Origin of the sequence: Legionella clemsonensis, from assembly GCF_002240035.1 — a bacterium.
GTDB lineage: Bacteria > Pseudomonadota > Gammaproteobacteria > Legionellales > Legionellaceae > Tatlockia > Tatlockia clemsonensis.
On record NZ_CP016397.1, the window covers coordinates 2,648,086 to 2,672,290 of the forward strand.

Below are 24,205 nucleotides of genomic sequence, written 5' to 3' on the forward strand. Positions count from 1 at the left end.
CTAGAACCATTTGAACTGTAACCAAGCAATCCAGTTCGATTATAGCATTCACATTCATACTGGATTGCTTTAGATAATGGAGGTAGACGTCATTTCCCAATGATGACTTCCTATGCCGGCACTCTATTTTTTAGGCTCGGGCATTTTTTCATTATGCCTAAACATTGTTGCTGGATTCGGATTGTTTGACATCATCGGTTTGCTACTACCTGTCATTACCGGTTTGCTCTGAGGCGGCATGGTTATTTTGTTAGCCGGTGTTGACATTCTTGCTGCTGGTGCAGCTACATTACTGTGCGGGGTTATTCTATTCGCTGCAGAACCCTGTGTTGATGAACTACTCATTTTATTAGCTGCACTAGCCATTGGTGGATTATTTGCTCTGGTAACAGCTTTGGTGACTTTACTGGTACTAGAAGCAGGTTTTTTAGCAATTTTGGCTTTGGTTGCACTGCTAGCACTCTTTTTAGGTGCTGTTCTCCCTTTTTCAGTAGAGGATTTAGCTGATTTAGGCGCCGCCTTTTTAGGAGAAGCAGTTGCTTTTTTTGCAGTCGTCGTTCTCTTGGCAGAAGTCATTTTATGGGACGATGCTGATGCCTTTTTAGATTTTGATGATTTTTTGGCAGTTGAAGTCTCAAATTCTATCGGAATAGTTTTAGCGGATTTAGCGCTTTCAACTGCAAGCTCAGCATTTCTTCGCATTTCTTTTGACACCATAGCAAATGCATTGTCAAAAATTTGAAAAGATTGTCGCATGTACTCAAGCATTTGATGGCTATTTTCCATCGCAAGTTTCATATGACGATCAATAAGCCTGTGAGGTTGTTGCCAAACGGAAGCATCTTCTGGTTTGATGTAATTTAAATTCTTAAGCGTTTTAAGATTTAGCTCCATCATCGCTTGAAATGGTTTATGCATTTCAGTCACTAAGGCAGCCCAACTTTTAAAATAGTCCTGATTCATTATTATCTCCATTTATGTTGCGTTGCACTATGTCAGCCTAGCTGATAAATTTAAATTTTGCGAATTAAAATTTAAATTTTTTCTAACTTTTTTAAATGAGCAGTATTTTTTGCGCAAAATTAAATCAAATTGACGCTACCAGCGAGTTTGTTGTTTCGCTAGGAGGTGGCTCAGGAATTGGAGAGTTTAATGACAAAGGGGCGGGTAGCTTTTCTTGCTGAAAGGTAAGGTCAGAAGTTAGCGGAGTTGTTTCAAGTTGTTCCAACATTCGCTTATAAGAGTGTTCGACCGCTTTAATCGTGTGAACTGGATGCGCAAAAATAACACTCTTTGTTGCTCTGGCTGGATACATCCATTCGCCAAGATTGTTAAAAAAAGAATGGATGCGAGCAAAGTATTGATGTATAGAGTGGGCAGGCAACCAATCTGCCAAAGCAGCAATTCGACTAATTAGCATGTTTGTAGTAAATGCTAATGCTTTAATTGGACTTGCCAACACTTTAAAGCACCCATACATTAACTGACTGCCAGCAATAAGAAGACGATTTAAATCTTTGCTTATTTTTGCATATAAATCGCTTGAGGCTCTTTTAATAGGTTGTGCCGGTTCTGGATTACCCATGTACCATGCCAATGGACTCAATATAAAAGCAAAGCAAAAACGACAAATTGCGGGAATATAAGTCAATGGGATAGAAAATAATTGAAATGCAATGGTCGGTTCTTTTTCAGGATATAAAATTTTCTTAAGTGAGGCTGCGTCCTCTGCGGAGAAGAGCCTATCCAGATGTCTTTCTATCTCAAATAAAATAGTTGATTCTAATTTAGGCAGCGTTTCTGCATGTATTGCTAACCAGCGTGCAAAAAGAAATCGAGTAATAACCTGTTCGTTGCTTTTGATAAGATATTTCGGATAATCCTTATGTTCAGTCCCATTAAATTTAATGTGGACAGGATGCAGCTCTTCTTTGGAATCCCGATGAAACAATTCATAACCTGCGAGTGCAAATTTTCCGCCGATAAAAGGATAACTTGCTTCAGGCGTAGAACCTAAATCTTCGTGTAAGATATCACTTAAAACAGGGATTTTATGTCCATTGATACCATTTACTAACACATAACCTAAACCATAAGCCAGCGCGAAATAGGAACCATAAGTTAACGGGTCTTCAGCAATTTGCATTGCTACCGTGACTCCTGCGCCATTAGGTCCATGAATTGCCGTATCCCACCCGGTAGCAAATACTTGAGCCTGAGTGGATCCACCTGCTAAAGCAGCAGCTAATTTGCCTGAGCCCATACTGTAGGAAAAATTGGTTAACCAATTAACATAACCCGTACCAAAAACCACAGAACTTAAAGCAGGATAAAAAATTACTGCCGCGCCAGCAGCATAAGCTGTAGTAAATATAAGACCGGCTACAGGATCTTTGGCATAAATGTTATGAGTAAAAACGGAGACAAATCCATCGAAGCCACGAACCATAGCAGTTAAAATATCGTTTTGCTCGCCGGCTGTAAGAGGATAGTCTGTTTTGGCAAGCAAACTGACGGGTTTAGCATCATTTTTAAGCGAAGAAAAAGAGCCTAAAATATACTGCAATCGTTCGGCTTCTTTTTCATTAATCCAAGCGAGGCTTTTCTCTGCGTCTTTAATTACAGTATCAAAATCTTTTAGAGGTTTGCTTGCCTTCCAATCATCGAAAATCAATTCAGGAATATGAAAGAGATCGGTCCCTAAATTGCGAATTCCTCTGAAGCAATCCTTTAACGCATACATGAGGGCTTTAATAAATTTTATGGGCTTTAGCAATAAGGGTTCATTAAGACTTGCTTTTTCTCGTAAAATTTTAGCAATGAGATGAAATTGTTGGTTTTCCCAAGCCTCTTCTTCCCAGGGATGAGTATAGGTCAACATGCCTTTAAAAATGTTAACAACAAAAAAAGCAGCACTTTTAATAGCACTCCCAAAATTACGATGGAGTTGCCAATTGGTAGCAGCAATCACACTTAAAGGCTCGCTCCCAAATTGATTTTTAACGATTGGTTTCTCGGACTCATCATCCACAGTATCCCAACCCTCGATAAAACTTATCCCCAACAATACTTGTCGCTGGCGCGCAGGAGTTAAATTGTCTCGACCAAAATCATAAGTAACACTACCATTTTCACTGGTATACAATCCATGATGCTCAGCTGTAATGGCATTTCTTGGATCGGCTTTATGCTCCTCAATTTCCCTTCGAGCATCCTCAATACAATCATTTAAACTACCACGTGTCAGTGCAAAATGTCTTTTTTTGCTGTAGCTGATGTCTTGATTAATTCCTTGCATTTGATACAGGTTATCGGACATCTGTTGTTTAATAAAATGTAAAATTGAATTTTCACCTCGTGCCCGATTATAGTCCCGTAAGGCTTGTGGATTATTTAAAACCTTTTCCGTCATCGCCCTTAAATAGCACTCTGCCTTGGCAATATCTTCAGCAATATCCTGATGTAACTGCCTGATTGCCTCAGGAGTAAGGGCTAATAATTGCGTGTCAGAAAACTCCCCTTCAAGCTTACTACGGATTGTCACTAACTGTTGTATATATCCTTCAATTGCTGCGCTATAAGTTGCCAATGAATTCTCTTTATTCACTAAAGATTCTAATTCCTGCAAGGCTTCAAAACGCTGTTGATAGTGATCTAGAAGCTGAAGTTTTAATCGTTGCGTGTTACTTATCATTCCTTTGGCAACACGTTCGTGCGCAGTAATACGATAATTGCCAAGAGCAGCAATAACTTTACCTGTTATCGATTCAGTGCGCACAATTCCCCAACGCACAGCCTGTTTTAATCGTTGGGCATTTGTTTGCCATTGAAATGAATAAGGCTCGCCATTTTTGCTTATAAAATTAACTTGATGCTCACCAAATTTATAAGGTGCTTTCTCATATACATCAACCCTATCCCTGTCTGCAGCCCCTATCCAAGGCACAGCAGAAACTGCGGGTAAATATAGTACTGTCGCCTCATCAGTTAAAAACTCTTGATATTGTCTCTGGTTATACTTAACTAACAGTTTTTTAGCGCTTTCTGCTGGCATAGAAGATGATTAAAAGCTATATTTGCGCAATATTTTATCAGAATTTACTTAATAAAGTCTTAATAGAAGCTGTTAATAATCATTGCAACTTTGTAAATATTTTCACCATAAGAAAGTATCCATGCCTTTGGCCTAACTTTTCTTAAAGTTTTGCCAAGACCTCCTGTAAATGCTTTACCGGCTGAATTTCCATCACCCTATTTTGTTTGGGGGCATTGGCAAAAGGAACAATAGCCCGTTTGAAGCCATGCTTTGCTGCTTCACGTAGTCGCTCCTGCCCACTTTGCACCGGTCTAATCTCACCAGCCAAACCGACCTCGCCAAAAATAATAGTTTCACGATCAAATACGTGATTACGCAGGCTGGAGATAACCGCGGCTAATAAAGCTAAATCACTGCCTGTTTCAGTCACTTTAACGCCTCCAACCACATTAATAAAAACGTCTTGATCAAAAGTGGCAATACCGCCATGTCGATGTAACACGGCTAGCAGGATAGTTAGACGGTTATGTTCAAGCCCTGCAGTAATGCGTTTGGCTTGCTGACCATGTGCTTCATCTACCAAGGCTTGTACTTCAACAAGCATTGGTCTTGAACCTTCCCAAGTTACCATGACTGCACTCCCAGGAGTGGGTTCTGGTTGACGCGATAAAAAAATAGCAGACGGGTTAGCGACTTCCTTTAGACCTCGATCAGTCATGGCAAAGACACCCAATTCATTCACAGCACCAAACCGATTTTTAATGGCACGAATAACGCGAAAGCGACTGTCACTTTGACCTTCAAAATATAACACACTATCCACCATATGCTCTAAAACACGGGGACCTGCCAATGCACCTTCTTTAGTCACATGACCCACAATAAAAACCGCTGTTTGTGTTGTCTTGGCAAATCGGACCAATTGAGCTGCCGATTCTCGCACCTGCCCTACTCCGCCTGGCGCAGCGCTTAATGTTTCTGTAAAGATAGTTTGTACTGAATCGATAACCATGACTCGCGGCTTTTCTTTTTGAGCATGTGCCACAATACTTTCTACCTGTGTTTCAGCGAGTAAGCGTAAGCCAGTCATAGGCAGCTGTAAGCGCTTGGCACGCATGGCAACTTGCTGGAGAGATTCTTCACCCGTTACATAAAGCACCTTCTGATTCTGGGAAAGATTAGCCAAGGTTTGTAACAATAAAGTGGATTTTCCAATGCCGGGATCGCCTCCAATCAAAACAACAGAACCATCGACCAACCCTCCTCCCAAAACACGATTTAACTCTGATAAACCGCAATCCATCCGCACTTCTTTATCGAGAACAACATCCTCCACCGAGGTAATAGTAGAACGTTGATTCGCATAGTGTCCTAAACGGGCACTACGGCCGCTAGAAAGAGGCATCCCTTCCTCACTTACTGAATTCCATGCACCGCATTGGGTACACTGCCCTGCCCATTGTGAGAATAGGGCCGCACATTGATTACAAATAAATTGCGTTTTTGTTTTCATCTTCATTGCTACTCAAATAAATTCCAAGGATTCTGCCTGAATTCAGAAACTATGCAACTATAAATCATTGGCGGGGAAGCTATGAAGGCAATTCCTTAACCTCAGGCAATAATAGTTTAAAAGGTGAGCTTGAAGCAGTATAATAGAGTGATTTGTTATTCAGGCAATGATTCCATGAGCAAACCTATTCATTTTGAAAAATCCATGGCTGAACTTGAAGAAATTGTAATGCAGCTTGAAAAGGGGGAGTTGTCCCTGGAGGATTCACTGAAGCAATTTGAAAAAGGCATTACTCTAGCGCGTAAATGCCAGGAAGTTTTAAATCAGGCAGAACAAAAAATTGAATTGCTTGCCCTATCCGATGCAAAAGTCAGTGATGTAGCTAATGATTAACCAAGCAATTGATAAGTATTTAACACATTATGAAATCATTTTTAATCAGATAGTTTCGCAAGCAGATATCCCCGCACCACGACTTAAAGAAGCCACTCTTTATAGCCTTTTCTCCGGAGGAAAACGCTTAAGACCACTGTTAGTTTACTTATGTGGAGAAGTAACAGACGTTCAACAAGCGACGCTTGATATCATAGCAACGGCGATTGAACTGATCCACTGTTACTCATTAATACATGATGATTTACCCGCCATGGATAATGACGATTTCAGACGGGGTAAACCCAGTTGCCATAGAGCATTTGATGAAGCAACTGCTATTTTGGTTGGCGATGGACTACAAGCCCTGGCAGTGGATATTTTACTCACGCATTTGCCACAATATTTAACCCCATTACAAGTTAAGAATATTACCCATGAATTGGTGAAAGCCAGCGGTTTTTCTGGTATGGTCAGCGGTCAATCCCTTGATCTGTCTGAATTATCTAGCAGGACAATCGCCGAATCAAGATTATGTTTTATTCATTCACTTAAAACAGGAAAATTAATTTCTGCCTGTTTTAATATGGTACTGGCTGCCAGTCAAGCCTCTATAACCACGACTGATGCCTTACGTGATTTTGCAACACAGTTGGGTCTCGTATTTCAAATGCAGGATGATTACCTCGATCATTACACTGAAACTAATCAATTAGGCAAAGGACGAGCTTCAGATGCTGCCAATAACAAAATAACTTTTGCCACACTTTATGATAAAACGGCATTATTGGCACTCATTCATAATTATTTTCAACAAGCCAGAGAGGCACTTGCTCCTTTGGGCGACAAAGCCAATAATTTAATTGCTTTAACAGAATATATACAGCAGCGTAGCCATCAGTAGTTAACTGATATCAAAATAACGTAAATAATCACGTTGGATTACCTGGCTTACGTCCTATTTTACTGGAGTTTTTTCTCTGCGAATCAGGATGAGCTTGATTTTGTCCCATCTTTTGCTGCTCATTGCGCCCCAGTGTCTGACCAGATTTTTGTGGATTATAACTCTGCTCTTTTTTATTCATTTGGCACCTCCTTATTTTTTAATTATAGCTTTATCGGCTATGTTATCTCTGAGCAATCGTTTCTATTTGCTCAAGCTCAAAAGCTTCCAGCTTAAGTTGAGCACTCTCTAAATCCTCTCGCATATGTTGCTGATTGGTAGTGCCTGTTAATGGCAATATCTTTTTTTGCAAAGCAAAGCGAAAAATAATTTGCGGAATTGTTTTACGGTATTTTTTTGCCAAAGACTGCATAAAAGGAGTCAGTAGATATTGAGAGTTTGCTGTTAATAAAGAGAATCCTTGATAAATAATCCCCTGCTTTGTACAAAATTCTCTTATTGCTTTGTCCCACTGTCGACTGGCAAAACAACGATTTTGTACGAATCTGGGTTTAACCATTGCTTTTTGACAGAGCAATTGCAATTGAGACAAACTCACATTTGAAATGCCTAAAAAATTAATTTTTCCCGCCTGCCTTAAATCTTCCATCGCAGTCCAGGCTTCCCAGTCTGCTGAGCAGAGTCCTGAAGTAAAATAAGGGCCATGGAGAATGTAAGAATCAATATAATCAGTTTGTAAATGCTCCAATGAGCTGGCGAAAGACTGTAGCACTTGTTTTTCAATGGGATCATTTTCATGAAAGGGTTTTCGCTCATCCTGAGCTGGTGCAAAAGTAAATTTCGTTTGCAAAAACAAATCATCCCTGGTTTTATCTGTAGTTTTTAAAAATGCCTGGATGCCTTGCCCTACTCCTTCCTCAAAATAATGTTTGCGTTGATTTGCTGTATCAATTCCCTCAAAGCCAGCCTCAAGTGCTTGACAGGTGAGTCTGGCAGTAGTCTGCTCTTTCCATGCTGTTCCATAAAGCATGAGAGGAATATTCTGTGACTTTTTGCTTTTTCTCAAATCATCGAGTGCCATTATGTCCTCCCTGACAAATTTGCAATTGCCATTAGCCTATATAAGCAGGATTATCCGTACGCAGGAAAATTTGTGTGAAATAAATTTTTCCCCGACTGTCACGGGCAAGTCCAATCCCAGTTAAATTATAATTGCCTAAGATATTGCGCCGATGACCAGGACTGGTTACCCAGTTTTTGACCACATCTTGTGCGTCTTTATAATTGTAAGCCACATTTTCAGCACCGCTTCGACAATATTGAATTTCTGTAAATAATCGCTTGATACGCTTATTAAAATCCTTATGACCAAAGCCAATTTTGTGCATAGCCATTTCACGACTGTGGATCTCCGCCTCTTTAGACATTAAAGGATTCATTTTAAGGGCCTTTAATCCTTTTTTTGCACGATATTCATTGACATAAAATAAAATTTGTTTTTGCATAGGAGAGCCAATAGTAACATCTTGGTGTTTTACACTGCTCGCACTTGCCAGCCCAATTAATGTAAATAGCGAGACAATAGTCGCAGTCAAAAACACAGTTGATTTTTTCATTTTTATTACCTTTTTAAAGATTATTACAAAATTTTTTACCTATATTGTTATAAAATTTTTCATTTGTCCATTACTTATTTTTCACAAAATTAATAGCTTATTTTTAAATTAAATTTATCTAAATTAATTTAATAATATAAAAAAAATGCAAGATAAATATCATTTTGAATGAAGAATAAGAGAAGAAATAAAATATAAAAACTCAAATATTTTTTATTAAAATGGAATTATTCTCTACTAAAATTTCCTGCAAACTCACTCATACCTACAACATGATATTCCATCGCCTTGACTACTTCTTCTTTGGTTGCTGAACTGGTTAAAGGCAGCATAATGTCCAAAGCATAAAGTTTAAAAAGATAGCGATGGCTGGTTCCTGAGGGTGGGCAAGGTCCTTTATAGCCAACCAGTCCCCAACTGTTTTTACCGTTGACAGCCCCATGAGGAATTTCACCCTCGGTAAGATTTCTTATATTCGCCGGGATATTAAATAAAACCCAGTGCACCCAAGGATCATTTCCCGTTTCAAGATCATCTATGATTATTACGAAAGATTTTGTATTAGCAGGCGGATTTCCCCAATAGAATGCCGGAGATAGATTGGCTCCTTCACAGGTATACTTTTCGGGAATGAAAGAATCTGCGTCAAAGACAGGACTACCAAAATCAAAATTTTTAGTATTAGCAAAGGTTAAAAAAGGAAAAAGTAGACAAAGCAGTATAACAACAGCATTCTTCATCCATGCACCTCCAAAATACAAGACATTTCTTCCTATATTTTAGTTTAGTCTCTAATGGTAACTTTGAGTATTTTTAGGGTTTTGGTTCTGTCTTTGCAAAATATTCGTCAAAGCGAGAAAACATCTTTTCAGTAGCCGTTTGGCGTGTGCAATATCGATCAAAAAAATAAGTTTTTCTCAGTGTTTTTAATTCTTGGCGATACCTGTTTCTCCACTCACCCACACTCGCTATAAAATCACTCAATGACTCCTCATTCAGTCCCATTTTTTCATTGTAAAGATTTTTTAACAGAGAAAATTTATAGGCTGTTTCTTGTGACTCAGGCGCGATATGTAGCATCTTTTCTAATTGCTGATATAGCTCTGTCATTACCTTTAACTTTAAAGGAGCCAAATTTTTAAATGAGGAGGGTGGGGCTGGTAGAATATAAAAAGGTATCTCGGGAGTAGGGCGTACAAACTGATGCACCACTTTTTTTTCTCTGATAACTTTTTCAAACTCATCCCCATCATCAGCGACTAAAGTCGTCTGGTACGGTAAATCATTAAAAAATTGTTTGGAAACATTTTGCGTTGCCTGTTTGTCATCAAGCACATAATTGACTAACGAGAGTGCTGAATGTCGACAAGTATTCGTACAATGTAGAGTCTCCATCTGTTCTATTATTTCATCAGCAGCAGGCTTGGGAACAATTGGACGGGTCAATACTGTAGTCTCATCAGTATACGTTAAGGTCACTTGCGTGCCATTTTCTTCTACAGGCTTAAAACATTCATAGGATTTTTGAATTTTCTTTCCTTGAATTTGCTGGAGTAAACTAATGAAATCCAAATATTGTTGATAGTTTATGGTGTAGGCCACATAATTTATTGCATGACGTCTGCCCTTTCTTCTGGAAATTCCTTCATCAAATAGCTCCCCCTTAAGGGAGGAAAAAGCAAACTTAAAAATAAATTGACAAACCCTATCATGGTTAGCTCTTCCTTTCCCTACACGAGCTAATAAATGATTCTTACCATTACTTTGTACACCAGCAAAGAGAAAACTATGGCCTTCTACATCTTTGGCAATGGCCAAGTAAAATTCATCTGACTTATCAACAGTCATATTAAACATACCACTCCACCTGTTATGAAGAAGGCAAAAGCAAATCATCTAAGAACATAAAGCACCCAACTATCTGCTCCAAGCATAACGAAAATATATTTTTTCGACACATTGTACAATATTCGCAACTAAAAAATAAGTATCCTCTATATTTCAGATTTTGTTGCGTCTAATACATTCAGATAGAACTTGATAAAATGTTGCTTTATTAATCACTACAGGTTAACAATAGTCCCATGGAAAACAGCCTTCAGGACTTCCATGTTAATTTATAACGATAAAGAGCTGATTAAATTTAAAGAAAAGACGGGAGGGAAAAATAAAGACGAGATAGATGGTTTTTATAGTGATTCAGAAGGAAATGAATTCTTTGTCAAAAAACCTGCCAATATTAATGAACTTTTTGCGGAGTTATTTGCAGGTCTTTTAATTGAGGAATTTAAACGACGCGGCCTTATCACAAAGCACTATCATGCTTCTTTTATTTGTGCAAATTATATTCGTCTTGAGGATGGCACCTATGCTTTAATACAGCCGAGAGTATCCTTTAAAGAACTCTATAAAATCATTGGCACTGGCAATAAAGAAGGCTCCGATCGTCACGCATTAATGGAAATCTTCTTTGGTCCTGATTACTATGTATTCCTAACAGAAATAGAAAATTATGTTGGTCTTTCCCTAATCCTTATGATTTCCCTTCTCATAGGTGATTACAGCGTTCATAGTGGCAATGTAGTGTGTCTGGATTCTGATGAAAAAGTGACTCAATTTGCCCGCATTGATTTAGGTGCAGCTTTTCGTAATTTTGGTTGCAAAGAAAACAATACTAATATTTTACATCCTGTAGAATACCAGGGATGGTTTAATCTTACTGCTTTAACCAAAGGTTATTTCTTAAACTACAAAAAAATTGTGGGTCTTTTTCCAGCAATTGCTGAAAATGCAAAAGAATTTCAGCGGAAACTGGAGAATGACTTAATGGAAGATATTATTGCAACCGTATTAGCAAAAATTCCCGCAGATCTTATTGGCGATAATGCCAGGGAAAAACTGGCAAAGTATTTAGGGATAGCTTCTTTTAACCAAGCCACTCTAGGTTCTCATCAAGTTGGGCAACAGTTTTGCCAGGATCTTGTTGAAATTTTCAATTTACGCTTAAAAAAAATTAGCGCACTTCATGATCTTGTCCCTGCAAATGAAGGTAAACGCTATCGCTCATTAAGCTTTGATAAATTAACCTTACGCATCAATGATGATTTTTCTTTTACCGAGCAGATGGAAGTTTGGTTGGAAGCATTAACAAAAAGTGAAGCCACTATTCTTGCCGCTGATACGATAGATTTAGCGAAAATAAGTCTGAAATTTAATGATTTTCTCGCTAAACTTCTTCAACAAGTTGAACTCACTTATACAAAAAACCCTAAAAAAAAGTTACCTTACCAGATATATCCACTGCGTTTACCCCGCTGTCCAGAAGCCATTTATTTGCACCATTTATTTATGTTAAATACCAACGGTACCCCAGTGTTTAATGAGAAGGAGTTGGAAAAATTAAATCTACCTTTGGATTCTTTATGGCAAGAGGTTAAAAATGTTTTAACCTCTTGCTTTCATGTGGTTATTACTATCCGTATAGCTCAAGAAATTAATTTTTCTGACAATGGCGAAACTATAAATAATTATGCGCTAAGTAATTTGTTCTTTAATCTAAAGGAACATTTGACCCTGTTTGTAACTATTCATCACTCCTTCATGGAGAATTTTATTTTTCCATATTGTTCACTAAAAAAACCACCTCAGAACTTAGATATTTCCCCATCAGGGTTCTTGAGCACAAATTATTTTTTAAATACTCTATTTAGAAAAGAGCCTCCCTTAACGCCAGTAAAAACCACCCATACCTTTTCTGGCGACGCTTCCCCAGACAATACTCATTAATCAGGCAATCCCACCTATTTCCATAGATAGCGGTAGCACTGAATTTTAAGGCGGGAATCATTGCTAATTAATAAGAAGAATTATTCGCAAAATGATTGGTTAGCGGTATACTGCTTCATAAAAATACCGGAAGATAAATGATGCATTTATTTGATCCTGATAAATTATTAAACATTATTTACGCACTCAGTATATTCTTCATAGGCTATTTAGTAGCAAAGCGAATCGCTGTTGTTACCGAGCGAGCTATGAGCAAACGCTTTACTCGGCACCATACGCTATTGGCAAGACGCTTCATTTTTTATTTGATATTTACTCTATTTTTTGTCGCGAGCTTACAGCATCTTGGATTTCAATTAAGCGTCTTATTAGGGGCTGCCGGTATATTTACGGTTGCTATCAGTTTCGCTTCACAAACAGCCATTTCCAATTTGGTGAGTGGAGTTTTTCTACTTTTTGAACACCCTTTCAAGGTAGGGGATACTGTTGAAGTAAAAGGAATAACTGGAGTTGTTGATTCCATTGACTTATTATCAACCAAATTAAAAACACCTGACAACAAGTTGGTGCGGATTCCTAATGAAGCGCTGATTAAATCAGAGATTACTAATTTGAGTTATTTTTTAACTCGCCGCATTGATTTAATTATTGCTGTGGCTTATGACTGTGACATAACACAAGTAAAATCAATGTTATTAACTATTGCCGACCATTGTGATAAGGTCCTAAGAGATCCGGCTCCTAATGTAACCATCGATAATTTTGCCAACTCAGCTGTAGAGCTTAAATTTATGGTTTGGGTAAATACTGCTGATTTAGCGCAAACAAGAAACTTGCTGCAGGAAATTATTAAACAGCAATTTGATCGTGAAGGTATAGAGGCTCCGCCGCCACAGGTCACTGTTCATCGGGTATAATGTGGATCCCATTACCCAAGGTGCTTTGGGAGCAGTTTGTGCTCAGGCAGTTTTATTTAAAAAAGACAAGCATGCCTGGATTGTCGGCGGCTTGGCTGGCATGGCAGCTGATCTTGACATAGTCATCCACTCTTCCAGCGACCCTCTCTTATTTTTTATTTATCACCGGCAATTCACCCATTCTTTATTATTTATTCCTTTAGGAGCACTCTTTGTTTCTCTAGTTCTGATGCTTTTTAAACGGTTTCGGAAGCACTTTTTACTCACTTTCCTAGCTGCTTTTATTGGCTATGGTACTCATGGTCTACTTGATGCGTTTACCAACTATGGAACCGTACTTTATTGGCCTTTTTCCAATACCCGTGTGAGCTGGGATTTAATTTCCATTATTGATCCATGGTTTACTTTTCCCTTAATTCTTGGACTTGTTTGGACAATAGTGAATGCGAATGTTAAAGGCGTTCTTTATGGTTTAATCTTTGCTATTTTGGTATTGTTGTTTAATGCATACCAACATCACCGTGGTTTGCAGCTCATGCAAACCTTCGTGAAGTCTAATCATTTATCTTTACAAAGGCTGCGTCTATTTCCCAAGATGATGAGTTCTACACATTGGCGAGGTATAGGACTTTCTAGGGATCGATTTTTTGCCTTCGACCTTGCTCTTCCAGTATTAGGAAAGAGTAATATGGCTATCGTTGCTAACTATCCTCTGGCTCGTGCAGAAGATATTCCTGAGTATATAAGAACCTCTCCTTCGTTATTAAGAGATTGGATGGTTTTTAATTGGTTTTGCGATGGCTATGTTATTCGCGCTAATCCTTTGCCATTACTCATTGCAGATGGTCGTTTTTTATTAGATGATGATCCGGCTGTAAGTTTATGGGGGATACAATTTTATCCCAATCAACTCCACGTGAAACGCCTTAATTTTATAGAATTGGAACACCAAAATGACGATAGCCATACTCGCTACTGGCGATGAAATTATCCACGGGGACATTTTAAATACGAATAGTCATTACTTCGCCCATGCGCTGAGTTCAGAGGGTTTATCCTTAGGTTTGCAGATTGCTTGCAGCGACAAAGAGTTTGAGATTCACGATTCTATAGCCTTTTTAGCAAAAACTCACGATGTCATTATTATTACTGGTGGCCTTGGTCCTACTTCAGATGATCGCACACGCTTTGCTCTACAACGTTTTCTTAAGAAAAACCTTATTGAATTTCCCGAGGCGATTACCCATATAGAAAACCGCTTGTGTCTTTACAGCAGGCGATTAAATGCAGGTAATCGGCAACAGGCTCTTTTTCCGCCCGGTGCCAATTTACTTCCTAATGATCACGGCACAGCATTAGGATGCACCTATCAAGCTCAGCAAAAACTCTTTATTCTTTTGCCGGGTCCTCCTCGGGAATGCTTACCAATGTTTGATAACTATGTTTTTCCGCTTCTACAAAAAAGGGAGCACAGTAATAAATGTCTTCTTAAATGGCGTCTTTTTGGTGTTGCGGAAGGTCTGATTGCTGAAAAGCTTGATAACGCCTTAGCCGAATTTGATTGCCAAACGGGCTATCGTCTTGAAACGCCTTATGTGGAGTTTAAAGTACGCTGTAAAGAAGCCATTGCTGGACAAATTAAAGAACGTATCAATTCTCTTGTAGCACCCTATCTCATTGCAACCACTGATAAAAAGGCATCTGAACGATTCATAGAGCAAATACTGCAATTAAACACGCCAGTTTCAATTATTGATGAAGTCACTGGCGGATTTTTACAAACGCTTGTTCAGCGACCAGAAAATTATAATTTATTACAGTTTAATAACTGTAATGCAGATATTTCTATACGCTTCCATTTACGGGGGTTGGAGGAATATTGGCATCAAAAACCGTTGACTGGAAAAACAGCAATATACATCGACTATAGTAATGGTACACAACATGGTACTGAGGTGCATGAATTACCACACCGCAGTCCATTGGTTGTGCACCTTGCTGCAGAATGGTTATGCTTCCGCCTCTCTCATCTCATCGATCAATTGCATTAAAGCATGCGCTAATTGTTGAGTGCCTTCACCACGGATAGCAGAAATACAAAATACTTTATCCTTCCACTGCAATCCCTCGACAATAGTTTGTACGGTTTTTTTGCGCTCGACCTCATCAGGAATTAAATCAATTTTATTAAGGACTAACCACCGAGGCTTATTTAGAAGCTCAGAATCATATTCAGCAAGTTCTTTAATAATTGCCTTCGCCGAATCCACCGGATTGCTTTCATCAAGAGGGGCAATATCAATAACATGCAGCAACACGCATGTGCGAGACAAATGTTTTAAGAAACGATGACCCAGACCAGCTCCCTCAGCAGCACCCTCTATAAGCCCAGGAATGTCAGCCATAACAAAGCTTTTATGTGAAGAAACTCCTACGACTCCCAGAGAAGGATGCAAGGTAGTAAAAGGATAATCGGCTACTTTAGGTTTGGCACTGGACACAGCTCTAATTAATGTAGACTTTCCAGCATTTGGCAAACCAAGTAAACCTACATCAGCCAATACACGCAATTCCAACCGTAAATGCCGTGACTCTCCTGGTGTTCCAGGCGTAGTTTGTCTGGGAGCACGATTGGTACTGCTCTTGAAACGAGTATTTCCTAGACCATGAAAACCACCGTGGGCAACCAGCAAACGCTCTCCAGGTTGATTGATATCTCCTAGCAGCTCCCCTGTATCGACATCAAACACCATCGTGCCAACTGGCACCGCGATAATTAGATCTTCGCCCTTTTTACCTGTACAATTTCCACCCATACCAGGCTGACCATTTGAGGCTTTATAGTGGCGCTGATAGCGAAAATCAACGAGGGTGTTTAATTCGGAACTGGCTTCAAGAAAAATGCTTCCCCCATCACCCCCATCACCACCATCTGGGCCTCCACGAGGAACATATTTTTCACGCCTGAAGCTTAAACAACCATGGCCGCCGTTGCCAGCTTCTACTTTAATCACTGCTTCATCGACGAATTTCATGATTCAATCACCTAAAAAAAAACCCCAAAAGCGGGGCTATTACTATTCAGGCTCTGCTCCAAGCGAAAAATCAAAAATGAAAACTGTTTCCATTACTGGCGATAACTTCACGTGACGGCGAAGGTATTTGGATTGGATAAGAACAGACAGTTTATAAAAATAAATGATTCTTATCCACCGCTTGAGACATCTTTTTTAAAATGTCTTGAATTTTTAAGCTTGAGCGTAGCAAATTAAATAGTATTGTATTTATTCTTGAACAGCTTCGATACTAACATACTTGCGATTTTTCGCACCCTTAACAGAAAATTGGACAATCCCTGCAGCTAAAGCATAGAGCGTATGATCACGTCCACAACCAACACCTTCACCAGCATGAAAACGCGTTCCACGTTGACGTACAAGAATTTCACCCGCATTTACCATCTGACCACCATAACGCTTAACACCAAGATACTTGGGATTCGAGTCGCGGCCGTTACGAGTACTACCACCTGCTTTCTTATGAGCCATTTCTTCTCCCCTTATTACTTACTAATTGCAGTAATTTTTACCTGCGTATAATATTGTCTATGCCCCATCTGTTTCATATGATGCTTACGACGACGGAATTTAATAATTTTAATTTTTTTGTGCCGAGCATGACCGAGAACTTCAGCCTTTACAACAGCATTTTTAACCAGTGGTGAACCACAAGTAAATTTATCACCGTCAGCAATCATAAGAACTTCAGAGAAATTTACTTCGTTACCGACATCAGCAGGCAGCAATTCCAGTTTAAGAATGTCACCTTCTTTGACGCGATATTGCTTACCGCCCGTCTTAATTACAGCATACATAGCTATTCTCCAACGCCTAAACGGCTTTCACAAATTCAATAAAGTCGCATATTCTAGGGGATAACCGCAAGGACTTCAAGTTGATTTTTAATTATACTTAGTATAATGCAATTAATCGCCCAATAATAGTAAATAGAGCCCTGTTTTCTTGCTAGCGCCAAAACCGCTGATCGAGTTTGCTTGCAACAATTCCTTATGAGCAGAATTATGATTTTGCCCTACCCTGGCTGAAAACTGATTTGTCCCCGAGCAAACTATATTATATACTATGCCACCCTTCCCTGCATTATAGGTGTTTATCCTGGTCGCGGGCTAAACAAGGGTCTTATTAATTACGGAGACTTAAGATGTCAACAATTGTTTTAGAAGCAGAATCAAGAGAAGATATAGGGAAAGGTGCGAGCCGCCGCCTACGTCGTCTCGAAAATAAAGTACCTGCCGTTATTTATGGTGGCGAAAAAGCGCCCAAGGCAATCCATTTATTGCATAATAAAGTTATTAAAGCCTTGGAAAATGAAAGTATTTATTCCAGCATTTTTGATTTAAAGGTTGATGGTAAAGTTGAACATGTCATTCTGAAAGATTTACAACGTCACCCTTACAAGCCTGTTATTTTGCATATGGATTTGCAGCGAGTTTCTGCCAAAGATGTTCTGGTAAAAAATGTTCCTATTCATTTTACTAATGAGCAAGATTCTAAAGGTGTGAGAGCTGGTGGAATCATCACCCATACAATGACTCAGGTTGAAGTGCGTTGTAAAGCGAAAGACTTACCGGAATTTATTGAAATTGATATGACCAATGTGGGTTTGAACGATGTCATTCACTTGTCTGATTTGAAGCTTCCCACAGGTGTTCAATTGGCTACCGCTCTTGATGAAAGCCATAATTTACCAGTGGTTAGTATTCATGCACCTAAAGTCAGCGCAGTTGAAGAAGAAGCACCTTCCGTAGCAACTCCTGCTGCCGAAGAAGGTCCGGAACAAGCTGAGTAATCGTTAGGGCGGGGAAATCCCGCCTTATTTAAGTGCCGTTATTACTTATTACTTTCTGTTATACTACCATCATGGCAATTAAACTTATCATTGGGCTACGCAATCCAGGTTCTGCCTATGAGCATACAAGACACAATGCCGGTGGATGGTTTGTTGAAGCATTAACCCGTCATTACAGCGCTTCATTTAAACTAGAAAAAAAATTACATTGTGAATTAGCTAATTTTGAAATTAAGGGTTCTCCCTGTAAAACAATATTGCCACTGACTTTTATGAATCATAGTGGCTTGCCCGTCAGAGAAGTGTGCCAATTTTATCGTATCGAAAGCCATGAAATTCTGGTAGCTCATGATGAACTCGATTTACCCGCAGGCCGCATCAAAATAAAAACAGGAGGGGGTCACGGTGGCCATAATGGATTACGCGATATTATTACTCATTTAGGAGACACTAATTTTCACCGTTTAAGAATAGGTATCGGTCATCCTGGACATAAAGATAGGGTATTGAATTATGTTTTGGGTAAACCTTCTCAAGAAGATAGACAACTAATATTTGATGCAATAGAAAGAGGCATTGCTGTGATGCCAACCGTTTTAACAGCTCCTATTGCTGCGGCGATGAATATAATCAACGGCTAATTTAGCGGATAGTAACTCTACTGCCCTTTTGGAATTACAAACGAGGTAAAAAACATGGGATTTAAGTGTGGCATTGTTGGCTTGCCTAATGTGGGTAAATCGACATTATTCAATGCATTAACCAAAGCAGGTATTGAAGCGTCCAATTACCCCTTCTGCACCATTGAACCCAATGTGGGTATTGTCACTGTTCCAGATCCAAGACTTGATGCCTTGGCTGAAATTGTAAAGCCGCAACAAATGATTCCTGCAACGATGCAATTTGTTGATATTGCTGGTTTGGTTAAAGGCGCTTCGAGCGGAGAGGGTCTAGGAAATCAGTTTTTAGCAAATATTCGTGAAACCGATGCGATTGCTCATGTTGTTCGTTGCTTTGAAAGCACAGATATTGTTCATGTTGAAGGCAAGGTGGATCCAATTAACGACATCGAGGTGATTAATACAGAATTAGCTTTGGCTGACATGGAAACAGTTGATAAAGCATTGTTGAAAACCATAAAGAATAGTAAAAGTGGCAATAAAGAAGCACTTTTTGAAAAACAAACTCTTGAAAAAATTAAGCAGCATCTCGATGCAGGAAAACCTGTTCGCACCCTCAATTTAAGTCAGGAAGAAGAAATCATCGCTCGTCGTTTGTTCTTACTAACCGCTAAACCCGTACTTTATATTGCCAATGTCGATGATAATGGTTATGAAAACAATCCTCTTCTAGAGAAAGTAACCAAGCTTGCTATCGAAGAAAAGGCAAAAGTTGTTGCTTTGTGTGCCGCTACAGAAGCTGAGCTAATGGAGTTGGATGACATTGATCGTAAAGAATTCATGACAGACTTAGGCTTAGAGGAACCAGGATTAAATCGCGTTATTCGCGCAGGCTATGATTTATTAGGTTTACAAACTTATTTTACAGCGGGTGTTAAGGAAGTTCGTGCCTGGACTATTCCCAAAGGAGCAACTGCTCCCCAAGCAGCCGGTGTGATTCATACCGACTTTGAAAAAGGCTTTATCCGTGCAGAAGTAATAGCTTACGACGCATTTATTACCCACCGTGGTGAACAAGGTGCAAAAGAAGCAGGAAAACTGCGGCTTGAAGGAAAAGACTATATCGTGTGTGATGGGGATGTCATGCATTTTCGCTTTAATGTTTAGTAAAGACAGGAGCGAAGGAAACTCAAGTAGGTGAGTGTTTTTCTCTAGCGGCGATTTAAACGCGGTTTCTTGGCTCACAGCTTGAACGGATTGAAGATCTTCAAGAGCCTGCATCCCAATCAAGCCCAGGGTGTGTCGAGAATTAGTGAGAATACAACTTTGAAATTGCGTTTAATCCCTCCCCGTTCTCCATAGCTTGACATTATTCTGTGCCCCCCTTAGCATGCATGAATTCTATCTTAGAGGATAAGTAATGACGGTTGCCCGTTTACGTGAATTAGTTAATGCAGATTTTGAAGCAGTCAATGCTTTGATAATTGATAAAATTCAATCTCAAATTGGGTTAATTGATGATTTAGCACATCATATTGTGCAAAGCGGTGGCAAGCGCTTACGTCCTTTGTTAGTGATTTTAGCAAGCCACGCATGCGGATATCAGGGCAATGACCATATTGCACTTGCTGCGATGGTGGAATTTTTCCATACAGCCACTTTATTACATGATGATGTGGTCGATGAATCAACTTTACGTCGTGGTCGGGAAACCGCCAATGAAATCTGGGGCAGCAAGGCGAGTATATTAGTCGGTGACTATTTATTCACCCAATCCGTACAACTGATGGTGAATGTTAATAATTTTGCAATACTACGTTTGCTGGCCAATACTTCCCATGAAATAAGTTGTGGTGAAGTAAAGCAACTGGTAAATCGACATAACGTTGAGCTCACTGTTGAAGAATATCTTGATGTCATTCGCGCCAAAACGGCCTTATTATTTGCCGCCTCTGCAGCAATTGGTGCTCACCTGAGTCAAGTAGGTGAAGTAAAAGCACAAGCCTTGTACGACTATGGGCTGCACTTGGGAAACGCTTTTCAGCTCATTGACGATGCTTTGGACTATTGCTCTGATGCTGCAACCATTGGAAAAAACATTGGCGATGATTTGGCCGATGGTAAAGCCACCTTACCGTTACTTCATGCTCTGAAACATGGGACAGCTTCTCAAAAAAAATTGATTAAAAGAAGTATTCAAGAAGGTAGTTTGCAAAACTTAACCGAAATAGTAGCAGCGATTAAAGAAACCAAAGCAATAGAATTTACACGTAGTTATGCTGAGCTCGAAGTGGATAAAGCGCTGTCTGCCTTGCAGTGCCTGCCTGCATCCATCTATAAAGAAGCCCTTGAAGAACTTGCACAGTTTGCAGTTAAGCGTGATCATTAACTTAAGGTATGTAGCCGTTAATATACTCATGTAAAGAAGATATTGTTGTATTACCTAAGTCATCCATCGGAGTGTAGCTCAGCCTGGTAGAGCACTGCCTTCGGGAGGCAGGGGTCGCAGGTTCAATTCCTGTCACTCCGACCAATAAAGTCAAGGGATTTTGAATTTACCGTTGGGTGCATTCGAATGGATTGATTTTAACGCATTATTTTGAAACTCCCGATGAGGACGCTTTTTTAATAAGGGTTAATAATGAAATTGGGGGCTTTGTCCTTTTAGATAAAGCCCTGTGTTTGAACCCGTCGACTGGAACATGGGATAGTTTTTCGTGCTTGCTAGATTTCAAGGCTATCCGGTCACTGTGATGGAAATATTATTATGACTCCCCATATTATTGGCATTAGTGGCAAAACAGGCGCTGGAAAATCAACTTTGGCAAAGGCATTATCCCAGGATTTAAAAGCAACACTTATTTCATGGGATGACTTTGATGAGATTTCTTTAGAACCTGAAGATTATATCGAGTGGCACCATAAGGGTTGTAATTACAGTGAATTTCACAGAGAAAGTCTTCAAATGGTTTTGGAAAGCCTGAAATCAAAAAGAGAGATTATTCATCCTGTACTAAACACTTCCCTCCAACCCACAAAATACATAATTTTTGATGCACCTTTAGGTAGACTTCATAAACAGACAGGCGCATATATTGATACATGGGTGCATATTGAAGTACCGCTTGATATTTTATTAATGCCGCCGCGTTTTAAGGGATTTTGCAGATAAATTAAAAACCAAAGAAAATCTTCTTGAAGAGATTAATTTTTATTTAAACCATTCAAGGCCTTTGTTTTTTGATGAGGCGCTTAAACAACATGCCACTTTAGTAATTGACGGTCTGTTGAGTACAGAATTGCAACTTCAGATAATCAAAAATTTTTTAAATAGCAATCCATAATAACTTAAAAACCTGATGCTTATCTTAGCTTATGCACTGAAGTGCACACTCAACGCCTAGTTACTCCCATGAAATTTAAACCTAGGTTATCAGCTTACTTTATTAAGACTCATCCCCATGGTCTTTACTGAATCCTTGTTAAACCCAGTTAAAACACGTAGTGATTGAATATCCTCAGCAATTTCTGGTATTTCGTTTAAAGAAGCGACTGTGGTAAAAAAATGACGGACATTATAATCTGTTTGAAATTGTTTTAATGCTTTTGCAAATTCAATATACGCTTTAGGTACTGAAAAAAGATTAGAATTTAACTGCGCTGGCTGTACATCGTATTTCTTAATCTTCGTGAGGAGGGTTTTTTTAAAGTTCTCTTCAAATGAACGCAATACATCAACTAAAGGTTGAGAAATTTCTTGATATTGAGTATCAGGTGCCATTGAACTTAAATCAATTTCTGAATAGTCCAATACTTGTATACCTATTCTCATGCATTGATAAGTATGATCCATATTCGCATTATCTTTAAAAAATTGTAGCTGATTTGCAATAATATAGTCGGTGCGAAAAATAGCTTCTTTATGCTGTAAGATACGCTCTCTACTGCTATACGCATCCAAACGATTTGGATTAAATTCAGTTGCCCATTTAATAGAATGCGCAAGCAATAAAAAATTCATTAATAAGTAATTGGTACGACAATTGACATCATGAAAGAGGTGTAATATTTCTAACTCGTGGACCAAAGTATCAGTAATCTCAATGATTTCGTTTGCTCCATTTGCCTTTTGTATAGTGATATTAAAATGAGCGATCGCTTCATCTGCCCATTTTTCAGCCAGTTCTCGTTTAGGGGTAAATAAATAAATCTCTTTACCTTCTTGGATGAGTTGAAAAATTTTTTTTGCCAAAGCTTCTAATTCCAGATCTTTATAGTCATGAATATTGACCGTTGTTGACTCTACTTCACCTGCACTTGCCAAAGCATGGGCTCTGGAATGAAAAAGATCATAGTAAAATTCTTCTTTAGGAGAAACTCTTGTAAAGGCACGCACCAAATCGCCATAGTAATAGGACATATTGACCCAGAAATTAGTTTTCCTCACTTTCTCATGTGGAACAAAATCTTCTAAAAAGGTATTGATAATTCCCTCTATATCTTTTGCAGGAATAGAATTTTTATTTTGGATGATTTGGTCGATTACTTTCCTTTCCAGGCGCTTTAGTTGTGGCAACAGATCAGGAGTAAATTGCTCATTAATCAAAGATTTCTTCTCAAGCATTTCCTCTCTTATTAACCAGGACAGGTGCATACAGAAATCTGCAATAATATTACTACGGTTAAAATACCCTATTCTAAAGCCCTTGGCTTCATTATCAGCTTGGATTCGCTGAAGTAATTCCTTTATCCCGGCTACAGTCACCGCATCCGCATTTAACGGGAAGGCATTATAATTTTCTCTAAACACTCCTCTTCTGTCGTCTTGCGAATTAAAATAAACACTGTCACTAAGCACACGATGTAAGGATTTGATGTCCTGTAAAGTGATGGCTTTTGTTTCTGCATAGGTTGTTAAAAAATCTCCCAGTAGCGCCACTCCCTGAAACAAATCATGCACGCATCCTTTGCCTTTTGGTTCTCTGGCATTGTATTGACGCCAATTTTCAAAATTAAGAAAAAACTGGTGATCAATAACCAGCAAAAAAAGAAGATCCCTGGGTATATTATTTAAATAGAGCAAAGGAGGTTGATTTAGCAGTAATTTGTCCTCGTCATTTGGACCAAAATTAAAAGAAGCCACTTGTGAAGCTTCTCTATGTTGCATATTTAATTGATTAAATGGTAGAAAAAACCCTTTAACATAGATTGTCTTGACCAGGGTTGCAAGTCTTTGTTCTCTTTCTTCCTCCGAAGGCAATACCAGAACACTTTCACAAAATTTTTGCAATTCTGGCCCTTTCAACTGAGATTCATCCTCTACCTCTATTTCAACAATTCCTGAGAAAGGAAAACGATGTTTAGAGGCATGTTTTTTAGGATGTTTGGCATCTTCCCAAGAGTCGTAAAGGGTTAGATCTTCAAAAATAACTGCCTTTTGCAGCTCCTCTGCAATATAGCGGACACCACCTTTTTGTAAGTACAAAGCAAGATTAGGAATAATGACATACCGTTTTGGCATCACAATGACCTTTTTGAATCTTTTAAAAAAGTATAGTCACAATTAGCACAA

General features: G+C 38.9%; 23 protein-coding genes and 1 tRNA gene. 12 read left to right on the plus strand and 12 right to left on the minus strand.

What is annotated here, in order from left to right:
* Nucleotides 1-123 precede the first annotated feature (123 nt).
* The 3 genes from clem_RS11625 to radA form a co-directional block, all read right to left on the minus strand.
* Nucleotides 124-963 carry a hypothetical protein gene (locus tag clem_RS11625; protein WP_094091714.1) on the minus strand — a complete coding sequence of 280 codons (840 nt, stop codon included), beginning with the start codon at nt 961-963 and terminating at the stop codon, nt 124-126.
* Between the two features lie 124 nt (nt 964-1,087).
* Nucleotides 1,088-4,054, minus strand: a complete 2,967-nt coding sequence (locus clem_RS11630; RefSeq protein ID WP_094091715.1) for a hypothetical protein — start codon at nt 4,052-4,054, stop codon at nt 1,088-1,090.
* 142 nt (nt 4,055-4,196) lie between these two features.
* Nucleotides 4,197-5,549, minus strand: a complete 1,353-nt coding sequence (radA, locus tag clem_RS11635) for a DNA repair protein RadA (RefSeq protein WP_094091716.1) — start codon at nt 5,547-5,549, stop codon at nt 4,197-4,199.
* Between the two features lie 174 nt (nt 5,550-5,723).
* Here radA and clem_RS11640 point away from each other — a divergent pair, with 174 nt between their 5' ends.
* On the plus strand, nt 5,724-5,942 hold the full coding sequence (locus tag clem_RS11640; RefSeq protein ID WP_094092345.1) for an exodeoxyribonuclease VII small subunit: 219 nt from the start codon (nt 5,724-5,726) through the stop codon (nt 5,940-5,942).
* Nucleotides 5,935-6,825, plus strand: coding sequence for a polyprenyl synthetase family protein (locus clem_RS11645; RefSeq protein ID WP_094091717.1), 891 nt, complete (start codon nt 5,935-5,937; stop codon nt 6,823-6,825). The genes clem_RS11640 and clem_RS11645 overlap by 8 nt, the downstream gene beginning before the upstream one ends.
* A 28-nt stretch (nt 6,826-6,853) precedes the next feature.
* Here clem_RS11645 and clem_RS14885 read toward each other — a convergent pair whose 3' ends face one another.
* The 5 genes from clem_RS14885 to clem_RS11665 form a co-directional block, all read right to left on the minus strand.
* Entirely contained in the window at nt 6,854-7,006 is a 153-nt protein-coding gene (locus clem_RS14885; RefSeq protein WP_157698240.1) for a hypothetical protein, read from the minus strand.
* 42 nt (nt 7,007-7,048) lie between these two features.
* Nucleotides 7,049-7,906 carry an aldo/keto reductase family protein gene (locus tag clem_RS11650; RefSeq protein WP_094091718.1) on the minus strand — a complete coding sequence of 286 codons (858 nt, stop codon included), beginning with the start codon at nt 7,904-7,906 and terminating at the stop codon, nt 7,049-7,051.
* Nucleotides 7,907-7,937: 31 nt separating this feature from the next.
* A complete protein-coding gene (locus clem_RS11655; RefSeq protein ID WP_232505465.1) occupies nt 7,938-8,441 on the minus strand; it encodes a CAP domain-containing protein in 504 nt (167 codons plus the stop codon).
* 227 nt (nt 8,442-8,668) lie between these two features.
* On the minus strand, nt 8,669-9,181 hold the full coding sequence (locus tag clem_RS11660; RefSeq protein WP_094091719.1) for a YbhB/YbcL family Raf kinase inhibitor-like protein: 513 nt from the start codon (nt 9,179-9,181) through the stop codon (nt 8,669-8,671).
* Nucleotides 9,182-9,254: 73 nt separating this feature from the next.
* A complete protein-coding gene (locus tag clem_RS11665; RefSeq protein WP_094091720.1) occupies nt 9,255-10,298 on the minus strand; it encodes a hypothetical protein in 1,044 nt (347 codons plus the stop codon).
* 252 nt (nt 10,299-10,550) lie between these two features.
* Between clem_RS11665 and clem_RS11670 the strand changes: the two genes are divergently transcribed.
* The 4 genes from clem_RS11670 to clem_RS11685 all read left to right on the plus strand — a co-directional run bounded on the left by clem_RS11670 (nt 10,551) and on the right by clem_RS11685 (nt 15,195).
* On the plus strand, nt 10,551-12,227 hold the full coding sequence (locus clem_RS11670) for a hypothetical protein (RefSeq protein WP_094091721.1): 1,677 nt from the start codon (nt 10,551-10,553) through the stop codon (nt 12,225-12,227).
* A 137-nt stretch (nt 12,228-12,364) separates the two neighbouring features.
* Nucleotides 12,365-13,144, plus strand: a complete 780-nt coding sequence (locus clem_RS11675) for a mechanosensitive ion channel family protein (protein WP_094091722.1) — start codon at nt 12,365-12,367, stop codon at nt 13,142-13,144.
* Nucleotide 13,145: 1 nt separating this feature from the next.
* Nucleotides 13,146-14,129: a metal-dependent hydrolase gene (locus tag clem_RS11680; RefSeq protein ID WP_094091723.1), complete on the plus strand. Its 984-nt coding sequence runs from the start codon at nt 13,146-13,148 to the stop codon at nt 14,127-14,129.
* Complete coding sequence (locus clem_RS11685; RefSeq protein WP_094091724.1) at nt 14,098-15,195, plus strand: competence/damage-inducible protein A; 1,098 nt, start codon at nt 14,098-14,100, stop codon at nt 15,193-15,195. The genes clem_RS11680 and clem_RS11685 overlap by 32 nt, the downstream gene beginning before the upstream one ends.
* Here the strand turns inward: clem_RS11685 and cgtA are convergent.
* From cgtA to rplU, 3 genes are all read right to left on the minus strand, one after another.
* On the minus strand, nt 15,154-16,179 hold the full coding sequence (gene cgtA / locus clem_RS11690; protein WP_094091725.1) for an Obg family GTPase CgtA: 1,026 nt from the start codon (nt 16,177-16,179) through the stop codon (nt 15,154-15,156). The genes clem_RS11685 and cgtA overlap by 42 nt on opposite strands.
* 249 nt (nt 16,180-16,428) lie before the next feature.
* A complete protein-coding gene (rpmA, locus tag clem_RS11695) occupies nt 16,429-16,692 on the minus strand; it encodes a 50S ribosomal protein L27 (RefSeq protein ID WP_094091726.1) in 264 nt (87 codons plus the stop codon).
* 14 nt (nt 16,693-16,706) lie between these two features.
* Nucleotides 16,707-17,018: a 50S ribosomal protein L21 gene (gene rplU, locus clem_RS11700; protein WP_094091727.1), complete on the minus strand. Its 312-nt coding sequence runs from the start codon at nt 17,016-17,018 to the stop codon at nt 16,707-16,709.
* A 347-nt stretch (nt 17,019-17,365) separates the two neighbouring features.
* On the opposite strand from rplU, the gene clem_RS11705 reads away from it, so the two are divergent.
* The 6 genes from clem_RS11705 (at nt 17,366) to clem_RS11730 (ending at nt 21,805) form a co-directional block, all read left to right on the plus strand.
* Nucleotides 17,366-18,013, plus strand: a complete 648-nt coding sequence (locus clem_RS11705) for a 50S ribosomal protein L25/general stress protein Ctc (protein ID WP_094091728.1) — start codon at nt 17,366-17,368, stop codon at nt 18,011-18,013.
* A 71-nt stretch (nt 18,014-18,084) separates the two neighbouring features.
* Nucleotides 18,085-18,654, plus strand: a complete 570-nt coding sequence (pth, locus tag clem_RS11710; protein ID WP_094092347.1) for an aminoacyl-tRNA hydrolase — start codon at nt 18,085-18,087, stop codon at nt 18,652-18,654.
* Nucleotides 18,655-18,708: 54 nt separating this feature from the next.
* Nucleotides 18,709-19,800 carry a redox-regulated ATPase YchF gene (ychF, locus tag clem_RS11715; protein ID WP_094091729.1) on the plus strand — a complete coding sequence of 364 codons (1,092 nt, stop codon included), beginning with the start codon at nt 18,709-18,711 and terminating at the stop codon, nt 19,798-19,800.
* 253 nt (nt 19,801-20,053) lie between these two features.
* Nucleotides 20,054-21,022: a polyprenyl synthetase family protein gene (locus clem_RS11720; protein WP_094091730.1), complete on the plus strand. Its 969-nt coding sequence runs from the start codon at nt 20,054-20,056 to the stop codon at nt 21,020-21,022.
* Between the two features lie 67 nt (nt 21,023-21,089).
* Nucleotides 21,090-21,166 (plus strand) — tRNA-Pro (locus tag clem_RS11725).
* A 234-nt stretch (nt 21,167-21,400) separates the two neighbouring features.
* Nucleotides 21,401-21,805 carry an AAA family ATPase gene (locus tag clem_RS11730; RefSeq protein WP_232505466.1) on the plus strand — a complete coding sequence of 135 codons (405 nt, stop codon included), beginning with the start codon at nt 21,401-21,403 and terminating at the stop codon, nt 21,803-21,805.
* A gap of 261 nt (nt 21,806-22,066) precedes the next feature.
* Here the strand turns inward: clem_RS11730 and clem_RS11735 are convergent, their stop codons facing one another.
* Complete coding sequence (locus clem_RS11735; protein ID WP_094091731.1) at nt 22,067-24,154, minus strand: hypothetical protein; 2,088 nt, start codon at nt 24,152-24,154, stop codon at nt 22,067-22,069.
* Nucleotides 24,155-24,205 lie beyond the last annotated feature (51 nt).